This is a genomic window from Methylobacterium frigidaeris (assembly GCF_022179185.1).
Lineage (GTDB): Bacteria > Pseudomonadota > Alphaproteobacteria > Rhizobiales > Beijerinckiaceae > Methylobacterium > Methylobacterium frigidaeris.
This window is the reverse complement of the sequence record NZ_BPQJ01000015.1, coordinates 127,056-146,202: the sequence shown is the minus strand read 5'-3', so window position 1 is coordinate 146,202 and position 19,147 is coordinate 127,056. Positions and strand designations below refer to the sequence as shown.

Annotated in this window: 13 protein-coding genes; 8 read left to right on the top strand and 5 right to left on the bottom strand. The window is 70.2% G+C overall.

Going from position 1 to position 19,147, the window contains the following annotated elements:
• Positions 1 to 429: an ATP-grasp domain-containing protein gene (locus tag MFF64_RS17295; protein ID WP_238191697.1), complete on the top strand. Its 429-nt coding sequence runs from the start codon at positions 1 to 3 to the stop codon at positions 427 to 429.
• On the opposite strand, the gene MFF64_RS37850 is transcribed toward MFF64_RS17295, so the two are convergent.
• Positions 423 to 548: a hypothetical protein gene (locus MFF64_RS37850; protein ID WP_273557156.1), complete on the bottom strand. Its 126-nt coding sequence runs from the start codon at positions 546 to 548 to the stop codon at positions 423 to 425. The genes MFF64_RS17295 and MFF64_RS37850 overlap by 7 nt on opposite strands.
• Positions 549 to 924: 376 nt before the next feature.
• The gene (locus MFF64_RS17290; RefSeq protein ID WP_165795742.1) at positions 925 to 1,842 is read right to left on the bottom strand and encodes a 2-dehydropantoate 2-reductase; all 918 of its coding nucleotides are present in this window, start codon (positions 1,840 to 1,842) and stop codon (positions 925 to 927) included.
• Between the two features lie 199 nt (positions 1,843 to 2,041).
• Between MFF64_RS17290 and zwf the strand changes: the two genes are divergently transcribed.
• The 4 genes from zwf to MFF64_RS17270 are packed head-to-tail and all read left to right on the top strand — an operon-like array spanning position 2,042 to position 9,664.
• A complete protein-coding gene (zwf, locus tag MFF64_RS17285) occupies positions 2,042 to 3,562 on the top strand; it encodes a glucose-6-phosphate dehydrogenase (protein ID WP_099903282.1) in 1,521 nt (506 codons plus the stop codon).
• Between the two features lie 3 nt (positions 3,563 to 3,565).
• Positions 3,566 to 5,473 carry an amylo-alpha-1,6-glucosidase gene (locus MFF64_RS17280; RefSeq protein WP_238191695.1) on the top strand — a complete coding sequence of 636 codons (1,908 nt, stop codon included), beginning with the start codon at positions 3,566 to 3,568 and terminating at the stop codon, positions 5,471 to 5,473.
• Between the two features lie 20 nt (positions 5,474 to 5,493).
• Positions 5,494 to 8,196, top strand: a complete 2,703-nt coding sequence (locus MFF64_RS17275; protein ID WP_238191693.1) for an MGH1-like glycoside hydrolase domain-containing protein — start codon at positions 5,494 to 5,496, stop codon at positions 8,194 to 8,196.
• Between the two features lie 46 nt (positions 8,197 to 8,242).
• The gene (locus MFF64_RS17270) at positions 8,243 to 9,664 is read left to right on the top strand and encodes a DUF2254 family protein (RefSeq protein ID WP_238191691.1); all 1,422 of its coding nucleotides are present in this window, start codon (positions 8,243 to 8,245) and stop codon (positions 9,662 to 9,664) included.
• A 257-nt stretch (positions 9,665 to 9,921) separates the two neighbouring features.
• On the opposite strand, the gene MFF64_RS17265 is transcribed toward MFF64_RS17270, so the two are convergent.
• The 3 genes from MFF64_RS17265 to MFF64_RS17255 all read right to left on the bottom strand — a co-directional run bounded on the left by MFF64_RS17265 (position 9,922) and on the right by MFF64_RS17255 (position 13,933).
• Positions 9,922 to 11,616, bottom strand: a complete 1,695-nt coding sequence (locus MFF64_RS17265; protein WP_099902247.1) for an AMP-binding protein — start codon at positions 11,614 to 11,616, stop codon at positions 9,922 to 9,924.
• Positions 11,617 to 11,693: 77 nt separating this feature from the next.
• A complete protein-coding gene (locus MFF64_RS17260; protein WP_238191689.1) occupies positions 11,694 to 12,425 on the bottom strand; it encodes an SLC5/6 family protein in 732 nt (243 codons plus the stop codon).
• On the bottom strand, positions 12,422 to 13,933 hold the full coding sequence (locus MFF64_RS17255) for a leucyl aminopeptidase (RefSeq protein WP_238191687.1): 1,512 nt from the start codon (positions 13,931 to 13,933) through the stop codon (positions 12,422 to 12,424). The genes MFF64_RS17260 and MFF64_RS17255 overlap by 4 nt, the downstream gene beginning before the upstream one ends.
• Positions 13,934 to 14,195: 262 nt before the next feature.
• Between MFF64_RS17255 and lptF the strand changes: the two genes are divergently transcribed.
• Genes lptF through MFF64_RS17240 form a run of 3 tightly spaced genes read left to right on the top strand, consistent with a single transcriptional unit; the run spans position 14,196 to position 19,136 of the window.
• Positions 14,196 to 15,362 carry an LPS export ABC transporter permease LptF gene (gene lptF / locus MFF64_RS17250; protein WP_099904648.1) on the top strand — a complete coding sequence of 389 codons (1,167 nt, stop codon included), beginning with the start codon at positions 14,196 to 14,198 and terminating at the stop codon, positions 15,360 to 15,362.
• A 4-nt stretch (positions 15,363 to 15,366) separates the two neighbouring features.
• Complete coding sequence (gene lptG, locus MFF64_RS17245; RefSeq protein WP_099904646.1) at positions 15,367 to 16,455, top strand: LPS export ABC transporter permease LptG; 1,089 nt, start codon at positions 15,367 to 15,369, stop codon at positions 16,453 to 16,455.
• Positions 16,456 to 16,499: 44 nt separating this feature from the next.
• Positions 16,500 to 19,136 (top strand): LPS-assembly protein LptD, encoded by a 2,637-nt coding sequence (locus MFF64_RS17240; protein WP_438823082.1) that lies wholly within the window; start codon positions 16,500 to 16,502, stop codon positions 19,134 to 19,136.
• Positions 19,137 to 19,147: the final 11 nt, after the last annotated feature.

Here is a 19,147-nt window from a genome sequence, read left to right as displayed (position 1 = left end):
ATGCACGGCAAGCATTCCGCTCACGGAATGATGAAGTGCCATTCCGAGCAGGAAGTTCTAGATCACAGATGCCATTCCGCAATTGACGCGGAAGATCCGAACCCGGAGGCATACATGAAGAGATTGTCTCTCGCCGGTATCGCGGTGTTTCTGGCTCTGCCAGCGTACGCACAGACCGGGGTCAATCCTGCCGAAATCAGGGAGCCGGGCCCGCCGCGGCTCACGACTCCGTTCCAAGGTCAGGAGGAAGTCTTCGAGGGCAGCCGGTCGCAGGTCGACAATTCGGGCCCCGGTTCCACCGGAACCCTCGCCCGCAGCGGCCTCGGCGCCGACAACTGGTCCAACGACACCGCCAACACCTCGAACTCGTCCGACCCCGAGCGCGGGCTGCCGAATACCGGCGGCGGCGGCGGGGACGGCGGTCAGTAGCGGGCCGCCACTCGCCCGAAGGCCCCGCCGCCGGGCCCGTCGGGAATGCCGGCGGCGAACCTCACGGCGTCGTCAGGCGCCGGGACCTCGATGGTCCCGACGGTGCGGACCGCCTGCATGATGGCGTCGACGACGCGCAGATCCAGTAGCGCCTGGCGAGGGAGCCGAAGCGGATTCGGCTACGCGGCATCAGCCTGACGTCGAGAGGACCGACGACATGCAAGCGTCATTCGCCGGGTTGGTCACCGGTTGAGTGACAAGAAAGATGAAAAAAACAAGAAGCTAGGCAGATTTGCGCCATGCCAAGCCACGGCGCACGACAGTGAGGGACGCGGTGGTCGTGACGCGGCAGCTCCTCGTCTGTCGCTTCGCCCTTTCCGGGACGCCCGCAGCGATAGCGGAAGGAGATCCGGGATAGGGGGTTGGCCTTCGACGAGTTACCAGCCTGTCGGCGCGTGCATCCGCCACTGTCGCGTACCGTGCCTGCACGTCTACTTAGCGATCCCCCGCCAGCCCCTGCCCGCTCGCCGCCCCGGCCAGCGCCAGGATCGCCCGGTTCAGCGGCACGTCGATCCCGTGGCGCTCGGCGGCCGCCACGACGGCGCCGGTGAGGTGGGCGTGTTCCAGAGGGCGGCCGGCGAGGCGGTCGTAGAGCATCGAACTGCCGCCGTCGCCGGTCATGCGCAGGTAGCCCTCGAGGATCCGGGTGGCGTCCGCGTCGGTGAGCCGGGCGCCCTCCGCATTGGCGACGCGGATCACCTCGTCCATCAACCCGCGGGCGAGGTTCTGGATCGCCGGATCGTTGAAGACCACGATGCGGCGCAGGGTCAGCGCCGTGATCGGGTTGACGACTGCGTTGCTGAGGAGCTTGCGCCAGGCGACCGTGACGAAATCCGCTTCCCTCGTGATCTCGAACGGCGTGCCGGCGAAGAGCTCCGCGAAGGCGGCCCCGTCCGGGCCCGCCGGCACGCTCATCTTGGTGCTGCCGTGATGGGTGATGCGGCCCGGCGCCGTGCGCTCGACCGAGCAGTAGATGATCGCCGGCACCACGGTCGCGTCCGCCGGCAGGTGCGGCCGGGCCCGCTCCGCCTGGCCGACGCCGTTCTGCACCACCACCACGCGCGTCGCCGGCCCGACCAGCGTCCGAAACCACGGTTCCGCGCTCGCGGTATCCTGGGCCTTCGTGGTCACCAGCACCCAGTTGGCGACGCTCACCTCGCTCGGATCGGCGACGATGCGCACGGGCACCTCGCGCTCGCCCGCGGCGTCGGTGACGACGAGGCGATCGAACGGCGTGCGCACGCAGAGCGTCACGTGGCGGCCTGCCCGCTCCAGCGCCCCCGCCAGGTAGCCTCCGATCCCGCCGCTCCCGATCACCGCGACGCTGCCCGCCTGCCTGGTACCGTCCGCCATCGTCCCGCTCGCTCTCGAAGATGTCTCAAGCCCTAACCTTAGGCCGGCGCCGGTGCCCCGGAAAGGCGGGACGGACGCGGGAGAGGTCTGCATCCCCCACTCGCCGCCTCACGGGCGCGTCCCTTGCCTGCTGCGGTGCGGGATCTAGCTTCCAGGTCCGAGCTTCACTGCGTCGCACCCGCTGGCCAAGGAGACCCCCATGACGTCGCACGTCCCGGTGGAGGGGCACGCCGCCTCCGGCAGCAAGCCGGCCCCGCCCAGCACCATCGTGATCTTCGGCGCCGGCGGCGACCTGACCAAGCGCCTGCTGATGCCGGCCCTCTACAACCTCGCCGGCAGCCGCCTCCTCGACGGCGCGACGACGATCTGGGGCGTCGACCACAGCGACGCCACGGACGAGACCTGGCGACAGAACCTCTCCGACACGATGGAGTCCTTCACCAAGGACGAGACGGCGGAGTTCCACGCCACGCACATCGACCCCACCGCCTGGGGCTTCGTGCGCGACCGGCTGCACTACCTGAAGGGCGACTTCCTGGCGCCCGAGACCTACAGGCAGATCGGAGAGAAGATCCCCGGCAACGCGGTGTTCTACCTCGCGGTGGCGGCGCGGTTCTTCGCGCCGATCGTCGAGCATCTGGGCCAGGCCGGGCTGCTGAAGCAGGGCGACGACCGCTTCCGCCGGGTGGTGATCGAGAAGCCGTTCGGCAGCGACCTCGCCTCGGCGCAGGAGCTGAACAAGCGTCTGCTCACTGTGGCCGACGAGTCGCAGCTCTACCGGATCGATCATTTTCTCGGAAAGGAGACGGTGCAGAGCATCATGGCGATCCGCTTCGCCAACGGGATGTTCGAGCCGATCTGGCGCCGGGACTTCGTCGATCACGTGCAGATCACCGCCGCCGAGACGATCGGCGTCGAGGAGCGCGGCGCCTTCTACGAGCCGACCGGGGCACTCCGCGACATGGTGCCCAACCACCTGTTCCAGCTCCTCTGCATGACCGCGATGGAGCCGCCGGTCTCCTTCGACGCCGAGGCGGTCCGGACCGAGAAGGCGAAGCTGGTCCAGGCCGTGCGCCCGGTCCAGCCCGGGGACGCGGTGCGCGGCCAGTACCGGGCCGGCCAAGTGCAGGGGCACGCCGTGCCATCCTACCGGGACGAGCCGCACGTGGCGGGCGACAGCCGCACCGAGACCTACGCGGCGCTCAAGCTCACCATCGACAATTGGCGCTGGGGCGGGGTGCCGTTCTACCTGCGCACCGGCAAGCGGATGACCGGGCGGCGCACCGAGATCGCGGTGCATTTCAAGCCGGCCCCCTATCAGCTGTTTCGCGACACCCCGGTCGACCAGATCGCCCCCAACATCCTGCGGATCATGGTCGATCCGGTCCAGGGGATGACCACCACGTTCAACGCCAAGGTCCCGGGCCCGTCGATGCGGCTCGGCGCCGTCCGCTCGACCTTCCGCGAAGGGGACTTCTTCGCGCAGGAGCCGAATGTCGGTTACGAGACCCTGCTCTACGATTGCCTTTGCGGCGACGCCACGCTGTTCCAGCGCGCCGACAACATCGAGGCGTCCTGGGCCGCCGTCGACCCGCTGGTGAAGGCCTGGGGCGCGGGCGGCGAGCCGGAGCCCTACGCATCCGGCAGCGCCGGTCCCGAGGCGGCCGACGAACTGCTCGCCCGCGATGGCCGGCGCTGGCTGCCCCTCGACGGCGACTAGGCTGTGAACGACCCGCGGGAGTGGCTCGAGGCGGACGGGCTCGGGGGCTTCGCCTCCGGCCCGGTCGCGGGCCCGCGCACGCGGCGCTACCACGCCCTGCTCCTGGCGGCGACGACTCCTCCGACAGGCCGTGTGGTGCTGGTCAACGGGTTCGAGGCGGAGGTCGCGACCGACGGTGGCTCCGCCCCGCTCTCGACGCAAGGCTACGCGCCGGACGTGATCCACCCGGACGGGTGGCGCCACGTCGCCGACTTCTCCCCCCGGCCCTGGCCACGCTGGACCTTCGTGCTGCCGGACGGCACCACGATCCTGCACGAGGTGCTGGCGGAGCCCGATTCCTGCGAGACGCTTCTGCGCTGGCAGCGCCTGGCCGGCGACGGTCCCTGCACCCTGACCGTGCGCCCGCTCCTGTCGGGCCGCGACTATCACGCCCTTCACCACGAGAACCCGGCTTTCGCCTTCGCGGCGACGGTGCAGGGCGGCAACGTCTGCTGGCGCCCCTACCCCGGCCTGCCGGCCATCGCGGCGCTTACGAACGGCGCCTACGCGCACGAACCCGCGTGGTACCGGAACTTCCTCTATGCGGCGGAGCGGGACCGCGGTCTCGACGCCGTCGAGGACCTGGCGAGCCCGGGCGCCTTCACGTTCGACCTCGCGGCTGGTGCGGGCGTAATGATCCTGCGCAGCGGCGACGGCCTCTGCGTTCGCGCCGGGCCCCATGCCGAGCGCCTGGTCTCGGGCGAGCGGGCGCGACGCGAAGCGCTGACGCCTCTCGCTCTCGCGGCCGGCGCCTATCTCGTCGACCGGCCGGGTGGGAGGACCCTGGTGGCGGGCTTCCCGTGGTTCACCGATTGGGGCCGCGACACCTTCATCGCGCTGCGCGGCCTCCTCGTCGCCACCGGCGCCCTGGCGCAGGCCCGCGCGATCCTGCTCGCCTGGGCCGGCGCGGTGAGCGAGGGCATGATGCCGAACCGCTTCCCCGACCGGGGCGAGGCGCCGGAATACAACGCCGTCGATGCCTCGCTCTGGTACGTGGTGGCGGTCCACGACGTGCTCGCCGCCCACGCCGCCGCCGGGCGGCCCGTGCCGGAGGCGGAGGGGGCGCGCCTCGCCGGGGCGTGCGCGGCGATCCTCGACGGCTACGCCGCCGGCACCCGGTACGGGATCGAAGCCGATGCCGACGGCCTCCTGCGCGCCGGCGTGCCGGGGGTGCAGCTGACCTGGATGGACGCCAAGGTCGGCGACCGGGTGATCACGCCCCGCATCGGCAAGCCGGTCGAGGTTCAGGCCCTGTGGATCAACGCGCTTCGGATCGCCACCGCCCGCTGGTCGCCGCGCTGGCGCGACCTGGAGCGGCGCGCCTCCGCGAGCTTCGCTCGCTTCGTCTCAGCCTCGGGCGCCCTCTACGACGTGATCGATGCCGATCACGCGCCGGGCGTGGTCGATGCAAGGGTGCGGCCGAACCAGATCCTGGCCATCGGCGGCCTGCCCTACCCGCTCCTCACGGGCGCCCCGGCCCGGGCCGTGGTCGAGGTGGTCGAAGCGCGGCTCCTCACGCCGCTGGGTCTCCGCTCCCTCGATCCTGCCGACCCGGATTATCGCGGCACCTATGCGGGCGGACCGGCGGAGCGGGACGCCGCATACCATCAGGGCACGGTCTGGCCCTGGCTGATCGGCCCCTTCGTCGATGCCTGGCTCATCCAGCGCGGCCGCTCGCCCGAGGCGAAGGCCGAGGCGCGCGAGCGCTTCCTGCCGCCGCTCTCCGCCCATCTTGAGGAAGCCGGCCTCGGCCACGTCTCGGAAGTCGCCGACGGGGATGCGCCCCACCGCCCCGGCGGCTGCCCGTTCCAGGCCTGGTCCCTCGGCGAGCTGATCCGCGTGCGGCGGATGCTCGACCTCGATCCGGTGTGACATCCGTGGAGGAGCCCGTGATGCCCGATCCAGCCCCCTGCCTCACCGACACCGAGGAGGGCCGCCGCCTCTCCGCCGTCGAGGCGGAGGGCTGGCACCGCTGGGGCCCATATCTGAGCGAGCGGCAATGGGGCACGGTGCGGGAGGATTACAGCGCGGGCGGCACCGCCTGGGAGTATCTGCCCCACGACCATGCCCGCTCCCGCGCCTATCGCTGGGGCGAGGACGGCATCGCCGGCTTCAGCGACGACCGCCAGCTCTGGTGCCTCGCGCTCGCCCTGTGGAACGGCCGTGACCCGATCCTGAAGGAGCGGATGTTCGGCCTCACCAACGGCGAGGGCAATCACGGCGAGGACGTCAAGGAGCTGTGGTGGTACCTCGACGGGACCCCGACCCACTCGTACATGCGGATGCTCTACAAGTACCCGCACGCGGCCTTTCCTTACGCCGACCTCGTCGCCGAGAACGGGCGGCGCAAGGGGCAGAACCGCCCGGAATACGAGATCGCCGAGACCGGCGTGTTCGAGGGCGGGCGCTACCACGACGTGACGGTGGAATACGCCAAGGCCGCCCCCGACGACGTGCTGATGCGGGTCACGATCGTCAATCGCGGGCCGGAGGCGGCGGACCTGCACGTCCTGCCGCACGTCTTCGCGCGCAACACCTGGTCGTGGGGATGGGAGTCGTGGGAGCCCGAGCCACCGCGCCCGCTGCTGCGCCTGACCGAGACCGGCGCCGTCGAGGCGACGCGCGGGCGCTCGCCGCCGCTCCGCTTCGCAGCCCTGCAGCCGGCCGAGTTCCTGTTCTGCGAGAACGAGACCAACGCGCGGCGCCTCTTCGGCACCCCCGGCCCCGCTCACCCGAAGGACGCGATCAACGATCGCGTCGTCGAGGGCCGTCACGACGCGGTGAACCCGCTCGCCGAGGGCACCAAATGCGCCGCCTGGACGAGGCTCACCGTGCCGGCGGGCGGCGTCGCGGTGTTGCGCTTCCGCCTCAGCCCTGCGGCGAGCCCGGATGAGCGCGATCCGGCGGCCTTCGACGCCGTGATGGCGCGCCGCCTCGCCGAGGCCGACGCCTTCTACGCCGCGCTCCAGCGCGACGTGACGGACCCGGATGCCCGCCTGGTGCAGCGCCAGGCGCTCGCCGGCATGCTGTGGTCGAAGCAGTTCTACCACTTCGACGTCCGGCGCTGGCTCACCGGCGACCCGGCCCAGCCGGCGCCGCCCGAGGTGCGCCGCCACGGCCGCGACAGCGACTGGACGCACCTCAACAATGCCGACATCGTCTCGATGCCGGACAAGTGGGAATACCCCTGGTACGCGGCCTGGGACCTCGCCTTCCACTGCGTGACCTTCGCGCTGATCGACCCGGCCTTCGCCAAGGGCCAGCTGATCCTGCTCACCCGCGAATGGTACATGCATCCGAACGGGCAGCTGCCGGCCTATGAATGGGCCTTCGGCGACGTCAACCCACCGGTCCATGCCTGGGCGGCCCTGCGCGTCTACCGGATGGACCAGGCGATGACGGGCAGGCCCGACCGCGCCTTCCTCGAGCGGGTCTTCCACAAGCTGATGCTGAACTTCACCTGGTGGGTGAACCGCAAGGATGCTGGCGACCGCAACGTCTTCCAGGGCGGCTTCCTCGGCCTCGACAATATCGGCATCTTCGACCGCTCGGCGCAGCTCCCCACCGGCGGCACCCTCGACCAGGCCGACGGCACCGCCTGGATGGCGATGTACAGCCTCAACCTGATGCGCATCGCACTGGAGCTGGCGGTCGAGGATCCGGTCTACGAGGACATCGCCACCAAGTTCTTCGAGCACTTCCTCACCATCGCCGAGGCGATGACCCATGTCGGTGGCAACGGGACCGGCCTGTGGGACGAGACCGACGAGTTCTACTACGACGTCTTGAGCCTGCCCGACGGCCGCCAGGTGCCGCTCAGGGTGCGCTCGCTTGTCGGGCTGATCCCGCTCTGCGCCGTCGAGGTGCTGGACGACGACCTCGCCAAGCGTTTTCCGGCCTTCGCCCGCCGCGCCCGCTGGCTCCTCACCCACCGCCCCGACCTCGCCGCCCAGGTCTCGCGCTGGGAGGAGCCGGGCCGCGGCAACCGGGTGCTGCTCTCGCTGCTGCGTCGCCACCGCATGAAGGCGCTGCTGCGCCGCATGCTCGACGAGACCGAGTTCCTGTCCCCCCACGGCGTCCGCTCGGTCTCGAAGGCGCACGAGGCGGCGCCGTTCCGCTTCCCCTGGGACGGCCAGACCTTCGAAGTCGATTACGAGCCGGCGGAATCGACCACCGCCGTGTTCGGCGGCAACTCGAACTGGCGCGGCCCGATCTGGCTGCCGATCAACTACCTGCTGGTCGAGGCCCTGACCGAGTTCGGCCGCTTCTACGGCCCCGAGTTCAAGATCGAATGCCCGGCGGGGTCAGGGCATTACCTCACCCTGCCTGAGATCGCGGACGAGCTGTCGACCCGCCTCACCCGTCTGGTGCTGCGCGGCCCCGACGGCCGCCGCCCGGTCCTCGGCGACGATCCGCTGTTCCAGGACGACCCGCACTTCCGCGATCACGTGCCGTTCCACGAGTATTTCCACGGCGAGACCGGGGCGGGATTGGGGGCGGCGCACCAGACCGGCTGGACGGGATTGCTGGCATTGCTGCTGCAGCCGCGCCGGACCGTGTCCGGCGGGCAGGTGCCGGCGCCTCCGGAGGCGTGATGCACGGCCCGCCCAGACATCCCTCGCTTCGTGGTGACATCCGCGCATGAAGGCCGTCACGTCGATCCCGGTCCGCCTCACGAGCGCGATCAAGCGGTCGTTCCGGCAGTTCCTGAGCCTGCCGCTCGCGACGGTTGTAGGCTTCGCAGGCTTGAGCGCGCTGATCTATCTCGCCGACAAATCCTGGTCGGGCGGCCACGCGCCTCCCGGCTTTCGCTGGCTCGGGGAGTTGATGGGGGACCGCGCGGCCCTCGGAAGCCTGCTCGCGACCGTGGCATCGAGCATCGTCACGGTCACGTCCATCACCTTCTCGCTCCTGCTTCTCGCCGTGCAGCAAGGGGCCGCCGCCTTGACGGCGCAGGTGACCGATCAGTTCATGGCGCGCAAGGTCAATCAATTCTATTTCGGTTATTTCGTCGGATTGTCGGTTTTCGTGCTGACGACGCTCGTTACCAATACGGATTACCATCGACCGGTATTTGCGGCAGCACTCAGCCTGCTGCTCACGGCCCTGGCGCTGTGCCTGATCATCGTGATGATTTACAACACCATCGATCAGATGCGACCGGAACAGATCATCCAGTTCATCCACGACAAGGTGTTGGAGGCTCGTGGCGCGGATCGCAAGTTACTGGCGGCGACCCGCAGGGAGGGACGTCCCGGTTGGGCCGATGCCGCGCTCGTCCGCTCGCGCGACAGCGGTTACGTCGTCGGCCTCGACCTCGCCCGTATCGAGAAGGCCCTGGAGCGGCAGGCGCGAGGCGACGTCGAGATCGAGGTCCTGATCACCCTCGGGACGTATCGCGCCGTCCACGATCCCCTGTTCCGGGTCCGATGCAGACCCGGCGCCGTCCTGAGCGAGGACGCGCACCACAGCATCGTCGACGAGACGCTGACCGCGTTCGCCTACGACGACGGCCGCGACCTGCAAGGCAACACGGCCTACGGCTTGCACCAGCTCTCGATCATCGCCTGGACCTCGGTCTCGACCTCGAAATCCAACCCCAATCCGGGCCTCACGGTCATCCAGGCTCTGCGGGACATCATCTCGCAGTGGAGCCGGGGCGAGGTCGAGATTCGAGCCGATGCCGGGTCTCATGTCGTCTACGGAGATGCGGCTCCGGTCATCGCGACCGATGCGCTGGAGGCCGTGATCGTGGTGGCATCGGAGTCGATCCAGTCGCAGACCCTGGCGGAGGCAGTCAGGACGCTCGCGATCCTGCTGCGCCACGTCGAGAGGCCGACGGCGGAGAGGCTGGCCGACGTCGCCCATCGGGCGCTGTCGAGCCTCGGCGAGCACGTGCTGACCCGCGAGCTCGATGTCGCCCTTCAGGACCTGGCCGACGCTCTGCGAGAACGGGGCTTCGTCACCGTTGCTGCGGCCGTCTCCGAGGCATCGGCCGACCTCGCAGCCAGCCTGGGCAAGCTGAACTCGCGCTCCACCCGGGTCCCCGGAACGACGTCGTAGCGAATGACCGTCGCAGCGCGGCGCATTGGCTACTCGATGTTGCATGTCGTGAAGACGATATCCTCGCGCGCAACGACACTGCGGCTCGCACCATCGCCCTGCTTCGACGCACGGCTCTCAACACATTGCGCCGAGATCCGACGAAGGCCTCCACCCACACAAAGATGCAGCTGGCCGGCCGGGAGGACGACGTCCTCCGATGTCCCATCCGCCATATGCGACGGCCCTGCCCGCGGAGGGGAGGGTTGGCGCGCGGGTCACCCCACCGTCTCCCCTTCCCGCAGCGCGCGCCGCAGCACCTTGCCGACATTGGTCTTCGGCAGGCTGTCGCGGAAGACGAAGCGGCGGGGCACCTTGTAGGCGGTGAGGCCCTCCCGGGCATGGGCCCGCAGGGCCTCCGCGGTGAGGTCGGGGTCGCGCCGGACCACGTGGGCGACAACACTCTCGCCGGTCTCCGCCGAGGGCTCGCCCACCACCGCCACCTCGAGCACGCCCGGATGGGCGGCGAGCACGTCCTCGACCTCGTTCGGGTAGACGTTGAAGCCGGAGACCAGGATCATGTCCTTCATCCGGTCGACGATGCGGACCTGCCCGTCAGGCTCGATCAACGCGATGTCGCCAGTGCGGAAGAACCCGTCGGGGGTCATCGCCCGGGCGGTCTCGTCGGGCCGCCCCCAGTAGCCGGCCATCACCTGCGGCCCGCGCACGCAGAGCTCGCCGGGCTGGCCCATCGGCAGGGTGGTGCCGGCGGCGTCGCGGATGCAGACCTCCGTCGAGGAGACCGGGTAGCCGATGGTGCCCGACCAGTCGTGCAGGGTCGGCGGGTTGACGGCGACGACGGGCGCGGTCTCCGACAGGCCGTAGCCCTCGATCACCGGTTTGCCGGTCACGGCCTTCCAGCGCCGCGCCACGGGCGCCTGCATCGCCATGCCGCCGGCGATGGCGTAGTCGAGCCGCGACCAGTCGACCTTGCCGATGTCGGGGTGGTTGAGCAGGGCGTTGAACAGGGTGTTGACGCCCGACAGGTTGGTGAAGCGGTGCTTGCGCAACAACGCCACGAACCCACCGATGTCGCGCGGGTTCGGCACCAGCAGGCAGCAGGCGCCGAGCCGCATCATGAAGAAGAAGCAGCAGGTCAGCGCGAAGATGTGGTAGAGCGGCAGGGCCGTGACCATCACCCGGCCCGGCCCCTCGTCGTCGCGCATGCCGAACCACACCCGGCTCTGCTCGACATTGGCGGCGACGTTGCGATGGGTGAGCATCGCCCCCTTCGACACGCCGGTGGTGCCGCCGGTATATTGCAGGAAGGCGAGATCATCGGGGCCGAGCGCGACCGGCCTGAAGGTGGCCCGGCGTCCAGTGGCGAGCGCCGCCTTGAAGGTCGTCCGGCGCTCGTCCGGCAGGGCGAAGGCCGGCACCGCCTTCTTGAGGTGGCGCGCCGCCAGCGTGATGAGCGAGCCCTTCAGCCCGAGCCCGTCGCCGGCGCCGGCCACCACCACCCGCTCGAGGCCGGGCAGATCGGGGAGCGCCTCGGCGACCGTGCGGCAGAAGTTCTCCAGCACGAACAGCACCCGGGCGCCGGCATCGCGCAATTGATGGGTGAGTTCGCGCGGGGTGTAGAGCGGGTTCACATTGACGACCGTGGCGCCGGCGAGCAGCGCCCCGACCAGGGCGATGGGGAAGGCCGGCACGTTCGGCATCATGATGGCGACCCGATCGCCCTTGGCGATGCCCTGCGCCTGCAGCCAGGCCGCCACCGCCTCGCCCTCGCGCTTCAGGGTGGCGAAGGTCAGGGAGGCGCCGAAACAGGTGATCGCCGGGCGGTCGGCGAAGCGCCGCGTGGCGGTCTCGATCAGCTCGACCAGGGTGCCGAGGGTGTTCGGCTCGATCTCCGCCGGGATGCCGGCCGGATAGGCGGCGAGCCAGGGCCGCGGCGGGGTGTTCGGTTCCATCGCGCTCGGCCCCTTGCCCATCGACTCCACCCTCCCCGGTGCCGGGTGCCTCGACGGGCCCAGGCTTTCCCCTTCGGTTAGCGTCTACCCGGGGTGGATTCAACCGACGCGCGGGTCGGGAGGAGACTAAGGAGGGCGTGGGGCAGGAACGCCGCGAGCACGATGCCGAGCGCCAGCACGGCCTGTTCGCTGGAGAGCGGCAGCCGCGGGAAGCCCGACAGGCCGAGATCGCGGGCGGCCGCGACCACGCCGAGCGCCCAGGCCAGCGCCACGAAGCGCAGGAAACCCCGGATCAGAGCGCGCAGGCGGGTGCCCCGGCGCGGCAGGCCCCACGCGATGAGGGTGGCGAAGCCGAGGGCACCGCCGAGCACCGAGGCCGCCGCCACGGCGCCGAGCGCCTGCGCCACCGCCATCGGCTGGCCGGACAGGAAGGCGACGCCGCCGACCGAGAAGCCGGCCCGCAGCACCAGCCCGCCATAGGTCGGGTGCAGCGACAGGGCGACGACGAGGGCGAGGCCCAGCAGCGCGCCGAGCCAGCCGCGCCAGCCCGGCGCGGAGAGCGGCAGCAGCGCCGCCCGCACGACGCCGAAGGCGATCGCGGCGAAGAACAGCGGGTAGCGGTCGGCGAAGAAGCCGTAGGCCCACTGGCCGAGCCCGGCCGCGTCGAGGCTGCGCTGCGTCGTGCCGCAGACGGCGACGAGCGCCACCGCGGCGAGCGCCGCCCCGAGCGGGATCAAGGCGACGAGGCGCCCCGGCCGGGCGGCGGCCACGGGGGCGGCGCCCGGCAGGGCGCCCGCGAGCGCGCTCACGCCTCGTAGTGGTCGCGCACGAGCCGGTCGAGGAGGCGCACGCCCCAGCCCGAGCCCCAGGAGCGGTTGACCTCGGTCGCCGGCGAGCCCATCCCGACGCCGGCGATGTCGAGGTGGATCCACGGCACGTCGTTGACGTAGCGCTTGAGGAACTGCGCCGCCGTGGCCGAGCCGCCATGGCGGCCGCCGGTGTTCTTCATGTCGGCGAACTTCGATTCGATCAGCTTGTCGAAGCCGGGGGTCAGCGGCATGCGCCAGACCCGCTCGCCGGTGGCCTCGCCGGCGGCCGAGAGTCGCTGGGCCAGCTCGTCGTTGTTCGAGAACATGCCGGCGAATTCCTGGCCCAGGGCCACCAGGATCGCGCCGGTCAGGGTCGCGAGGTCGATCATGAAGCGGGGCTTGTAGGTCTGCTGCACGTGCCAGAGCACGTCGGCGAGAACCAAGCGGCCTTCCGCGTCGGTGTTGATGATCTCGATCGTCTGGCCCGACATCGAGGTGACGATGTCGCCGGGGCGCTGGGCCTTGCCGTCGGGCATGTTCTCGACGAGGCCGATGGCACCGAGGGCGTTCACCTTGGCCTTGCGGCTGGCGAGTGCGTGCATCAGGCCGACCACGCAGGCGGCGCCCGCCATGTCGCCCTTCATGTCCTCCATGCCGCCGCTCCCCTTGATGGAGATGCCGCCGGAATCGAAGCACACGCCCTTGCCGATGAAGGCCACCGGCGCCTCGGAGGAATCCTCGCCGCCGTTCCAGCGCATGATGACGACCCGGGCCTCCTTGGCCGAGCCCTGCGCGACGGCGAGCAGGGCCCGCATGCCGAGCTTCTTCATGTCCTTCTCGTCGAGGATCTCGATCTCGACGCCGAGCTTCTCGAGCGCAGACGCGCGGCGGGCGAATTCCTCGGGATCGAGGACGTTCGGCGGCTCGTTGACGAGCTCGCGGGCGAGGATCACGCCCTCGGCCAGCCCTTCCGCCCCGCGCAGGGCCTTCTTCAGGCCGGCATTCTCGGGCACCAGCAGGGACAGGCGCCCTCCCCCGCCGGTCTCCTCGCCGTCAGACGACTTCTTGCTCTTGTAGCGGTCGAACTTGTAGGCGCGCAGGCGTGCGCCGAGCGAGAAGGCCGCGACCTCGTCGGAGCCCGGCACGGTGCCGGGCCAGTCGAGGACCACGGTGGCCGACCGGCTGCCGAGCTTGCCGGCGGTGTAGCCGCCGAGCGTCGCCCAGTCGCGGGCGGAGGCGTCCTCCGAGCCGGTGCCGATCACCACCAGCCGCTCGACCGCGAGGCCCGCCGGGGCGGTGAGGACGAGGGCGCTCGAGGCCTTGCCCTTGAAGCGCTCGACGCCGGCCGCGCGCGCCACCAGCTCGGCCGCGCCGGGACCGGCGATCTCGGCCGCCCGCGGCGACAGGGCGAGGTCCTCGCCGACGAACAGCACGAGGTCGCCGCCGGGCTTGGCCTGCGCGCCGGACGCGGCGAGGGATTCGATCTCGATGCTGATGCCGTCCGCCATGGCGTTGCTTTCGTCCCGTCCTCAAGGATCGCGCGTCTCTGATGCGCCGCGTCGGCCCTGTGTAGCGGTGGGATGCCTTCGAGCGCAACGCGACCGGGTGTGCGACCGCCCGCCTCCGGCGGGCGGGCATCTGTGGCCGCCCGGGCGCGCCCGCCCGCAAAAGGCCGCACTTGCCGTGCTTGAGGGCACACGATGCTTGTGCAGCCGGCAGGGGGCGCCTAACCAGCATCGACGCGGGAGGGGGCCCGACCGCAGCCGGCCGATGAGACAGATCGAGCGCTACATCTTCCGCATCGCCCTCGGGGCCTTCCTGTCGTGCCTGATCGGCCTCACCGGCGTGATCTGGGTGACGCAGGCCCTGCGCGAGCTCGACCTGATCACCGCCAAGGGCCAGACCCTGCTGATCTTCTTCCTGATCACCGGCCTGTCGCTGCCCACCCTGATCACCGTGATCGCGCCGGTCGCGCTGTTCATCGCGGTGGTCTACGCGCTCAACAAGCTCAACGGCGATTCCGAGCTGATCGTGATGAGCGCGGCGGGCATGTCGCCGCGCCACCTGATGCGACCGTTCCTGACCCTCGCTCTCCTCGTCAGCGCGGCGATCGGCTTCCTGACCATCCAGGTGATGCCGTCGAGCTTCCAGGAGCTGCGCGACGTGCTGACCCGCGTGCGCGGCGACTTCATCGCCAACGTGGTCAAGGAGGGGCAGTTCACCACCCTCGACAGCGGCATCACCTTCCATTTCCGCGAGCGGGCGCCGAACGGGGCGCTGCTGGGCATCTTCATGCAGGACCGGCGCGAGGCCGGGCGGACGGTGGTCTACCTCGCCGAGCGCGGCCAGGCGGTCGACCTCGACGGGCAGACCTACCTCGTGCTCGAGAAGGGCAGCATCCATCGCCAGCAGCCGAACAGCCGCGACACCTCGATCATCACCTTCCAGCGCTACGCCGTCGACCTCGCGGCGTTCACGCCGCCCGATTCCGACACGATCTACAAGCCGCGCGAGCGCTCGACCGTGCAGCTGATGTTCCCGAACCCGGACGAGACCTACTACAAGCTGACCAAGGGCCGCTTCCGGGCCGAGCTGCACGACCGGCTGTCCTCCTGGCTCTACCCGCTGGCTCTGGGCCTCATCGCCTTCGCGGCGCTCGGCGATCCCCGCACCACCCGCCAGGGACGGGGGCTCGCGGTGGCGGGCGCGATCGCCGCGGTGGTGGGATTGCGCATCGCAGGCTTCGCCGCCTCGAGCGCGGCGGTGCGCAGCCAGGCCGCCGTGACCGCGGTCTACGCCGTGCCGCTGATCGCGATCGCGCTGTCGCTCCTCGTCGCCACCCAGGGCAACCGGGTGCGGGCCTTCAACGCGGGCGTGGCCGCGCGGCTGCGCCGGCTCTCGGGGACCGTCCCGGTCCTGCGGATGCGGGCGGGCTGAGCCGATGCTGATCGGCGTCACCCTCGGCCGCTACCTGGCGGCCCGGTTCCTGCGCATGATCCTGGGGGTCTTCCTCACGGTCTTCGCCCTCGTCTACACCCTCGACTTCGTCGAGCTGATGCGGCGCGCCGGCGACGCCGAGGGCGCCTCGGCCGCCGTGATGGCGCAGCTCGCTTTGTTCCGGACCCCGGCGGTGGCCGAGCAGGTGCTGCCCTTCGCGGTCCTGTTCGGCGCCATGGCGGCCCTGCTCCAGCTCAGCCGCAAGCTCGAACTGGTGGTGGCGCGCGCCGCCGGCATCTCGGCCTGGCAGTTCCTCCAGCCCGGAGCCCTGGTGGCGCTCGGCATCGGCGCCTTCACCGTCGGGGTCTACAACCCGGTCTCGGCCGAGCTGAAGCAGCGCTCGACCGAGATCGAGGCCAAGATCTTCGCCCGCTCCTCGAAGGCCGCCTCCGGCAAGGACCTGTGGATCCGCCAGCGCAGCATCGACGGCCAGGCGATCATCCGAGCCGAGACCGCGGTCGAGGGCACCACCACGCTCGCCGGTGTCGCGGTCTTCACCTTCGACGATGCGGGCGCCTTCACCCAGCAGATGCAGGCGGCCCGGGCCACCCTGCATGACGGCTACTGGGAGCTGCAGGACGTGCGCGTGCAGGCGATGGACCAGGAGCCGCAGAGCTACGACACCTACCTGATCGCCTCGACGCTCGATCCCTCGCAGGTGCGCCAGCGCTTCACCCCGCCGGAATCCGTGCCTTTCTGGCAACTGAAGCAAACGATCGCCCGGACCGAGCGGGCGGGACTCGACGCCACGCGCTACCGCCTCCAGTACGACGTGCTGATGGCCCGTCCGGTGCTGTTCCTGGCGATGGTGCTGGTGGCGGCTTCGGTTTCGTTAAGGTTCTTCCGCTTTGGTGGCATCGGCAAGATGGTGCTCGGCGGCGTCGCGGCGGGCTTCGTGCTCTACGTGGCACGCCAGGTGATGGAGGGCTTAGGAGCCTCTGGATTGGTCGCGGCGCCGGTGGCGGCGTGGTTCCCGGCCGTGGTAGGGAGTCTCCTCGGAACGCTCGCGCTTCTGCACCTGGAGGACGGCTGATGCCCAACCTCCGGCGAAGCGGCGCGGGCATAGCGGGTGCAGGGATGGGTCGAGTCGTGCGTAAGGCCGCGGGTGCCGCGGTCACGGGATCCCTGACGGTTCTGCTGGCGGCTGCCGTAACGGTAGGTGCGAGCGAGCCTGCGCGCGCGCAGGACACGCTCAACGACCGCCTGGCGGCGCGCTCGGCCAAGAACCAGGGCAAGAACCAGGGCAGGCCCGGCAGCGGCGACGAGCGCCTGCTCGTCGAGGCCAAGGAACTCGTCTACGACAACGACCGCAACACGGTCTCGGCGGTCGGCAATGCCGAGCTGCATTACGGACCGCGCACCCTGCTCGCCGACCGCGTGCGCTACGACCGCAACACCGGCCGGGTCTTCGCCGAGGGCAATGTCCGCCTCACCGACGAGACCGGCGCGGTCGTCACCGGCGACCGGATGGAGCTGACCGACGACTTCAAGTCCGGTTTCATCGACTCGCTGCGCATCCAGCAGACCATCGAGCAGCGCGGCCGCCCGGCCCGGGTGCGGTTCTCCGCCCCGCGGGCGGAGCGCATCGCGGGCGAGACCACGACCTTCGAGTACGGCACCTACACCGCCTGCGAGCCGTGCAAGGACAATCCCGAGCGGCCGCCCCTGTGGCAGGTCAAGGCGGCGCGGATCATCCACAACAACGAGGAGCGCCGGATCTACTACGAGGACTCGTATCTCGAAGTGGCCGGGATCCCGATCGCCTATCTGCCCTACTTCTACTCGCCCGACCCGACGGTGCGGCGCGATACCGGGTTCCTGGCGCCGCACTTCGTCTCCTCGAACGTGCTCGGCTACGGCATCGGCACGCCGTTCTTCTGGAACATCGCGCCCGATTACGACCTCACCGTCGAGCCGACCTTCCTGTCGAAGCAGGGCGTGCTCGGCCAGGCCGAGTGGCGCCAGCGGCTCGCCAACGGCTTCTACAACGTCCGGGTCAGCGGCATCTTTCAGTCGACGCCGAGCGCCTTCCTGCCCGGTCCCCTTGGCTCCGGCGACCGCGACTTCCGCGGCTCGATCGAATCCGCCGGCCAGTTCTACCTTGGCCAGAACTGGCGCGCCGGCTGGGATGTCGTCGGCGTCACCGACAAGTGGTTCCTCGACAACTACCGCATCCGCAACCAGACGATCAGTACGGACTACTTCCGCGAGGCGGTCTCGACCGCCTACCTGATCGGCCAGGGCGACCGCTCGTGGTTCGAGGCGCGGGGCTACTACTTCAAGGGCCTGTCGACCTACGATTGGCAGAAGCAGCAGCCGATCGTCGCCCCGGTGATCGACTACGACAAGCGCCGCGACGGGCCCGACCCGATCGGCGGCGAGGTGCGGTTCCAGGCCAACGTCACGCACCTGACCCGGGACGCGACGCAGTACACCCAGATCCCGCGCACCGGGACCTACCTGCTCAGCCCGAGCGTCAACGGCATCTCGTTCCCGCTCTACAGCACCTGCTCGGTGTTCGAGCGCGGGCAGTGCCTGGTGAGCGGGCTCGCCGGCGACACCACCCGGGCGACCGCGCAGGTGTCGTGGCGGCGCACCTTCACGGACGAGTTCGGCCAGCGCTGGCAGCCCTTCGCCTACCTGCGCGGCGACGCGTTCTTCGTGAACCCGAACACGACCGGGTACCAGAACCCCGAGGTCAGCAACCTGTTCTCGCCCGATTCGGACTTCTCCGGACGGGTGATGCCGGCGGTCGGCCTCGAATACCGCTATCCCTTCGTCGCCGATATGGGGCCGCTCGGAGTCCACACGGTCTCGCCGATCGTCCAGGTGATCGCGCGTCCGAGCGAGACCCGGATCGGCCGCCTGCCGAACGAGGATGCCCAGAGCCTCGTCTTCGACGACACCTCGCTGTTCGAGTGGGACAAGTTCTCAGGCTACGACCGGGTCGAGGGCGGCGTGCGCGCCAACCTCGGCGCCGAGTACTCGATTACCGGCCGCAACGGCTTCTACATGAACGCGATGTTCGGCGAGTCGATCGCGCTCGCCGGCGTCAACTCGTTCCGCCGCGGCGACATCGCGAATGTCGGCCGCGATTCCGGCCTCGAGACCACCCGCTCGGACTTCGTCTCACGCTTCCAGGTCTCGCCGAACCAGAACATCAGCTTCATCACCCGGGCCCGGTTCGACAACGCCACCTTCGCACTCAAGCGCTTCGAGAGCGGCATCACCGCGAAGTTCGCGCCGTTCCTGCCGCTCGAGACCTCGCTGATCTACGCCCGCTACGAGGCCCAGCCCGAGCTCGGCTACGACCGCCGCCGCGAGGGCCTGCAGGCCTCGGCCCTCTACAACATCACCCCGAACTGGTTCGTGACCGGCTCGGTGCTGTTCGACCTCTCGCACTACCTCCAGGTGCGCGAATTCTACGCCTCCGCCGCCCAGGCCTATTTCCTCAACCCGGTCGGCACGGCGCCGACCTACGACCGGGCGGACAAGTTCTATGTCTCCTCGTCGGGCCTCGGCTTCGGCTACCGCGACGAGTGCACCACGATCTCGCTCAACTACCTGTCCTCGCCGATCGAGACGGCGTCGGGCCTGCGCGAGCGCAACCGCACCTTCCTGCTGCGGATCGAGCTGCGCACCCTCGGCGAGGCGAATTTCCGCCAGAACCTCAGCACCACCACGACGGCGGACGGCATCGCTACGGCCCGGTGACGGGCCCGACG

What these genes read in the sequence shown, in the direction of transcription:
- MFF64_RS17295 (WP_238191697.1), top strand. Translation starts at nt 1, where the DNA reads ATGCACGGCAAGCATTCCGCTCACGGAATGATGAAGTGCCATTCCGAG.
- MFF64_RS37850 (WP_273557156.1), bottom strand. Translation starts at nt 548, where the DNA reads ATGCAGGCGGTCCGCACCGTCGGGACCATCGAGGTCCCGGCGCCTGAC.
- MFF64_RS17290 (WP_165795742.1), bottom strand. Translation starts at nt 1,842, where the DNA reads ATGGCGGACGGTACCAGGCAGGCGGGCAGCGTCGCGGTGATCGGGAGC.
- zwf (WP_099903282.1), top strand. Translation starts at nt 2,042, where the DNA reads ATGACGTCGCACGTCCCGGTGGAGGGGCACGCCGCCTCCGGCAGCAAG.
- MFF64_RS17275 (WP_238191693.1), top strand. Translation starts at nt 5,494, where the DNA reads ATGCCCGATCCAGCCCCCTGCCTCACCGACACCGAGGAGGGCCGCCGC.
- MFF64_RS17270 (WP_238191691.1), top strand. Translation starts at nt 8,243, where the DNA reads ATGAAGGCCGTCACGTCGATCCCGGTCCGCCTCACGAGCGCGATCAAG.
- MFF64_RS17265 (WP_099902247.1), bottom strand. Translation starts at nt 11,616, where the DNA reads ATGGAACCGAACACCCCGCCGCGGCCCTGGCTCGCCGCCTATCCGGCC.
- MFF64_RS17255 (WP_238191687.1), bottom strand. Translation starts at nt 13,933, where the DNA reads ATGGCGGACGGCATCAGCATCGAGATCGAATCCCTCGCCGCGTCCGGC.
- lptF (WP_099904648.1), top strand. Translation starts at nt 14,196, where the DNA reads ATGAGACAGATCGAGCGCTACATCTTCCGCATCGCCCTCGGGGCCTTC.
- lptG (WP_099904646.1), top strand. Translation starts at nt 15,367, where the DNA reads ATGCTGATCGGCGTCACCCTCGGCCGCTACCTGGCGGCCCGGTTCCTG.
- MFF64_RS17240 (WP_438823082.1), top strand. Translation starts at nt 16,500, where the DNA reads ATGGGTCGAGTCGTGCGTAAGGCCGCGGGTGCCGCGGTCACGGGATCC.